Origin of the sequence: Streptomyces sp. NPDC001027 (assembly GCF_040299045.1) — a bacterium.
Lineage (GTDB): Bacteria > Actinomycetota > Actinomycetes > Streptomycetales > Streptomycetaceae > Streptomyces.
In genome coordinates, this window is record NZ_JBEPBI010000388.1 from 1 (window position 1) to 5,038 (window position 5,038).

At 68.2% G+C, this 5,038-nt stretch carries 4 protein-coding genes and 1 pseudogene; 1 reads left to right on the forward strand and 4 read right to left on the reverse strand.

What is annotated here, in order from left to right; translation table 11 throughout:
- Positions 1-271: 271 nt before the first annotated feature.
- Positions 272-763 (forward strand): annotated as a pseudogene (locus ABT300_RS41210) (IS5 family transposase); the annotation flags it as partial.
- A 15-nt stretch (positions 764-778) separates the two neighbouring features.
- On the opposite strand, the gene ABT300_RS41215 reads toward ABT300_RS41210, so the two are convergent.
- The 4 genes from ABT300_RS41215 to ABT300_RS41230 all read right to left on the reverse strand — a co-directional run bounded on the left by ABT300_RS41215 (position 779) and on the right by ABT300_RS41230 (position 4,796).
- Complete coding sequence (locus ABT300_RS41215) at positions 779-1,741, reverse strand: helix-turn-helix domain-containing protein (protein ID WP_351687492.1); 963 nt, start codon at positions 1,739-1,741, stop codon at positions 779-781.
- Positions 1,742-1,970: 229 nt separating this feature from the next.
- Positions 1,971-3,242, reverse strand: a complete 1,272-nt coding sequence (locus ABT300_RS41220; protein WP_351687495.1) for an NAD(P)/FAD-dependent oxidoreductase — start codon at positions 3,240-3,242, stop codon at positions 1,971-1,973.
- Between the two features lie 2 nt (positions 3,243-3,244).
- Complete coding sequence (locus ABT300_RS41225; protein WP_351687497.1) at positions 3,245-3,565, reverse strand: 2Fe-2S iron-sulfur cluster-binding protein; 321 nt, start codon at positions 3,563-3,565, stop codon at positions 3,245-3,247.
- Between the two features lie 31 nt (positions 3,566-3,596).
- A complete protein-coding gene (locus ABT300_RS41230; RefSeq protein ID WP_351687499.1) occupies positions 3,597-4,796 on the reverse strand; it encodes a cytochrome P450 in 1,200 nt (399 codons plus the stop codon).
- Between the last annotated feature and the right edge of the window lie 242 nt (positions 4,797-5,038).

Consider the following 5,038-nt stretch of genomic DNA (forward strand, 5'->3'; position numbering starts at 1 on the left):
GAGGATCCTGCGCATGACCGTGCCGACCTGACCGGTGGCTCCGACGATTCCGACCAGATGGGGGAGCGCATACGAGAAGTTCCCGAAGCCCTTGTCCAGGGCCGGCTCGCGGACGGCCGTGCACGAACCGGCGAAGCCGACGCCGGCGGACCCATGCCGGTGAGGGTCCGAGGGCCCCGCATCGGGCCAGGCCGACCACGCGGCGGCTCTGATCGTTGGGGGGTGACGAGGCGTACGCCTCCCGCAAGGACCGCGCCTACCTGCGCCGCCGGGGCGGGACTGGCCGGTTGAGGCGATCGGCCGGTCCCGCGGCGGGCTGACCACGAGGATCCCCCTCGCCTGCGACGGCCGGGGGCGGCCCCTGGCCTTCACCGTCACGGCCGGGAGCGTCAACGACTGCACCCAATTCGAGCAGGCGATGGCCCGCATCCGCGTCGGGAGGCGCGGACCTGGCCGGGGCCGGTCCCGGTCCGAGCGGGTCGTCGCGGACAAGGGCTACTCGTCCACGAAGATCCGCGCCTACCTGCGAAGGGGAGGCGTCAAGGCAGCGATCCCGGAACGGATCGACCAGATCACCGGACGCATCCGCAGGGGCGAGAGCCGCTGAGGATGCGTCCGGGCGGCCTACCGGCACCGCGATCTCGTCGAACGCTGCTTCAACGGGCTCACACACAACAAGGCCCTGGCCACCCGCTACGACAAACGCGCCCGCCACTGCCAAGCCCTGGTCACCATCGTCCGCCTACGCCTGTGGCTCCCATGACATTGCGGATACAAGCTAAGCGACCGAAACCGACCGGGCGGCGAGGGCGCGTCGTCGTACGTCGGTCGCCCGCTCGCCGTAGCGGGATGTGAAAGCGTGGGAGAAGTGGGCGGCGGAGGTGAAACCGCAGTGGTGCGCGATCTCGCTGATGGCCATCGACGAGGCCTCGGGCCTTTGCAACAAAGTGTGAGCGGCTTCGAGTCGGCGCTTCAGGACGAATTTGGGGAACGTGGTCTCGGCGTCAGCGAAGACGCGGGAGAGGTGGCGACTGCTGATGCCTATTGCGGCCGCGACTTGCCTCACCGAGAGCGCCCCTTCTCGAAAGTGGTGTTCGATGTAGGTCTCTGCCGCCGTTCGGTGCACGCTGGTCGGCACGGCCGCTTCGTTGCCCACGAGGTCTGCGACGAGGCTGAGCAGGGTGCGCTCGTCTGCCGGTCGCGAGTCGTCGGCGCGTGCCGCGGCACTGGTGTGAGAGGCGAGTGCGTGAGCGACGGCGTTGGCCCCGTCAGCGAAGCCGACGACCACCGGCTGGGCTACGTGCTCCACACCCGTGGCTTCGGCGAAGAGGTCGCGGGGGATCTTGAGGACCAACTCCTCGAGCCCGTGCGAGAAGCCGCGCATGAAGGGGCGGTCCGCGTCGCACATCAACATCTGCCCTGGCTGGACGATGCGTACACCGTCGTCGTGGTAGAAGAAGGCCTCGCCGGCGAGGCTGAAGAAGAGGGCGACCGCCTCGGCGGGGTGCCGGCGGATCAGGCCTTGGTCGCGTTCGACCACATGAGGGGTGCCCAGCACCCGGGCCAAGTGGAGGCGATCGAGCTGGACGTTGATCTCCGTGGCCTCGAGCACCGTCGACGTCAGCGTCCGGCACCGCAGGCCGATCAACGCGTCGGCGTTGTGACTCTCCCACAACTCCACACGCCGTTGCTCCGGCAGTCCCACCGTCGAGAACGCCGACGGAGTCGCGGGTTGCTTCATGGTCAGGAGTCTATGGTCCGTTTTCGATTAATCAATGGGTTGGCAGAGAGCTGCGGAACCAGATGGTCGCTGCGCGGACATGGAGTGCGGCGACGTGGCTTTCGGGTGTTCTCTTGAAATGCGGCCTCCAGAGCGCCCCCCTCTGGAATCGATGTGTTGTTCGTGTTCGGTGGTGCATCCTCCGGCTCGCAGCGCCTGGAGGCTCCGAAGGTCGAATGTCCTCGACCGCTCATCGGGCACGGAGGTACTCCCTGAGATCGAAGCCGGGTTGCTGTGCTTCGGCGCGGGTTGGCCGTGCCCCTTCGGCGAGCACCTTGCGGGCTGCCATGTGGTCGGCCGCCCGGTTGACCGACTCGACGGCGACGAGGCGGTCACCCCGATAGCGGCCGACCGAGAAGCTGCCGGTGGCCGGATCTCCGAACACGACGGTCGCGTCGTCGGCGGAGGGGGCGTCGGCCAAGCCGGCGATCTGCAACTTGACGTCGTACTGGTGGGACCAGAACCACGGGACCTTGCCGTAGCGGGCTGACACGCCGTTGACCATTCTGGCGGCGACGTGCCGGGCGTGGTCGACGGCGTTCTGCACGGACTCGAGGCGGACCGGCAGCTCGGCGTGCACGCTCGGATAGGTGGCGCAGTCGCCGATCGCGCTGATGGCCGGGTCCGAGGTGACCAGGTGCTCGTCGACGACCACGCCACCGGTGACGGGGCATATGGCGAGACCTGCGTCACGGGCCAACTCGGAGTTCGGCACCGCGCCGATGCCTACGAGGACCACGTCGGCCGACAGCCGAGTGCCGTCCCTGAGGACAACCGCCGACACGCCGCCCGCCCCGTCGTCCGCCACGGACTCGACGGCGCGGCCCATGAGAACCTGCACGCCATGCTTTCGGTGCACCTGGGCCAGATGGATCGACACCTCGGGCGAGACGGCGCGAGCCATCGGGCGGTCGAGGCTCTCCACCACCGCCACCCGGTGCCCTTCAGCACTGACCGTGGCTGCGATCTCCATCCCGACGAATCCTCCGCCCACCACCACGACGTCACGTGAGCCGGCCAGCCGGGCACGGAAGGCCTCGGCGTCCGGCAGGGTGCGCAGCTCCATGACACCGTCCAGACCGGCACCGGGTACGGGCAAGTGGCGCGGCCTTGCCCCCGTGGCGATCACGAGCTGGTCGTAGGCGAGCAGCTCGCCGTCGGCCAGCTCGACCGTGTGGTCGGACCGGTGGATCGCGCGGACTCGCGTGCCGTCGCGAAGGTCGATTCGCTTGGCGGTGAAGAAGTCCTCACCGCGCAGCAGCACCGGGGTGTGCGGGTCGCGGAGGTACGCCTTCGACAGCGGTGGGCGTTGGTAAGGCAAGCCGGGTTCGTCGCCGACCACGACGATACGGCCGGTGTGGCCGGCGTCTCGCAGCGAGCAGGCGGCCTGGAATCCCCCCTGCCCGGCGCCGACGACCACGACCGTCTGGCCGTCGGCCGCTCGGAAAGACGTGACGCTCACTGTCATACCTGCTCATCCGCCACGCGGACGACCAAACCGTCGAGAGCATCGGTGACGGGGAGCTGACACGAGAGCCGGCTGTTCTTCGCCCGCGGGGCGACCGTGCAGTCAAGCATCCCCTCCTCAGCGACCGAGACCGGCGGCAGCGAGTCGACCGGCCCCTGCTCGACGTACACATGGCAGGTGGCGCACATGGCGTTGCCACCGCACTCGGCGACGATGCCGTCGACGTTGTTCGCCAGCGCGGCCTGCATGACGCTGGCACCGACCGCGGCATCCACAGCAACGCTCACTTCGCTGACCAGATAGGTGATGGTGGGCACAGGAACTCCTTGTGATGACACGTCTGTTCGGTCAGGCGGAGACGTCGACGGAGACGTCGAGTCTGGTAAAGCCGCGGAGTATGTTGTGCAACGCCCGCTCCTCGGCGTCCACATGGAAGCGGGTCACCTTCGCGGCCAGTGCCTCGAACAGCGCCTTCATCTCGAGTCGGGCCAGGTTCATGCCCACGCAGGCGTGCGGGCCCGCGCCGAAGCCGAGGTGGTCCGTCGGGTTGCGACGTACGTCGAAGCGGTCAGGGTCTGGATAGTGCCGCTCGTCGCGATTCGCCGCGCCGTAGTAGGTGATCACCCGAGACCCTGCAGGCAGGAGCACCCCGTCGATCTCGTGGTCGACCGCGACGTACCGCGAGAAGTCCTGGATCGGCGCCTCCATCCGGAGCACCTCGTTGATCGCAGAGGGGACCAACCTCGGGTCTTCGCGGACCAGGTCCCACTGGTCGGGGTTGCGTGCGAACAGCCAGACAGCGCTGGTGATGGCGAAGATCGTGGTGTCCAGACTCGGACCCATGTAGTCGATCATCATCACCGGGCACTTCTCGGGCGCCACTTTCCCCTGCGCGGCGGCATCGTGGATCGCCTCAGCCCAACTCCCGGGCTTGAGCTTGCCGGGGACCGCCTGAGTGGTGGCGTAGTGCATCATCTCGCCGAGCACCGTGAACGACGCCCTGGTGCGCTCGTTCATGGGCCCGAAACAGTTGAACATCTCCGATGCCCACACCAGCATCCGCTCGCGGCCCTCCTCGGGCAGGCCCACGAGGTTCGACACGATCGTCACCGGCAGGTGGTGCGCCAACTGCGTCACCGCGTCGAACGAGCCGTTGGCGACGACGCGGTCGACCAGGGCACGGGCTTCGTCACGGATCTGTTGCTCGAGCGGTCGGAGCGCCTTCGGGGTGAGCGGGCGCACGACGATGCTGCGGGAGGCGTCGTGATCGGCGCCGTCACTGCACAGGGTGTTGCCCCGCAGCACCTTGTTCATCTCGTCGTTCATCATCACGCCCTCGGCAGAGGGGAAGACCTCGGGAGTCCGCAGGATGTGCGAGACGGAGGCGTGCCGTGTGGCTGCGTACATGTGATATCGGTCGAGGTAGGCGACCGGTCCGAGGTCGCGGAGTTCGCGGTAGGTCACCCAGGGGTCGAGCAGGACGTCATCGGCGTACACATCGAGGTTCGAGCGCGGTCCGGTGACGATGGTCGGTGGCGTGATGGTCATGCGGACTCCCGATCATGCAGTGTGCGGTGACGTCAATGACGTTCGGGCGTGGTCGCCGAACGGACCAGGCCGGTGCGGTGTGCAGTGCTGTGGTGAAGGCGGTGATCTGCCGTCGCTCAGGACAGGGCAGTCGTTCAGTCCAGGTCGCGTTGAACGAAGAGGGTCACGCCCGCGCCTGCGAAGTGGGCCAGATCGGCGGCGGCCGCAGCGCCCTCGGGCGACGCCGTCCCGGCAGCCAGCCG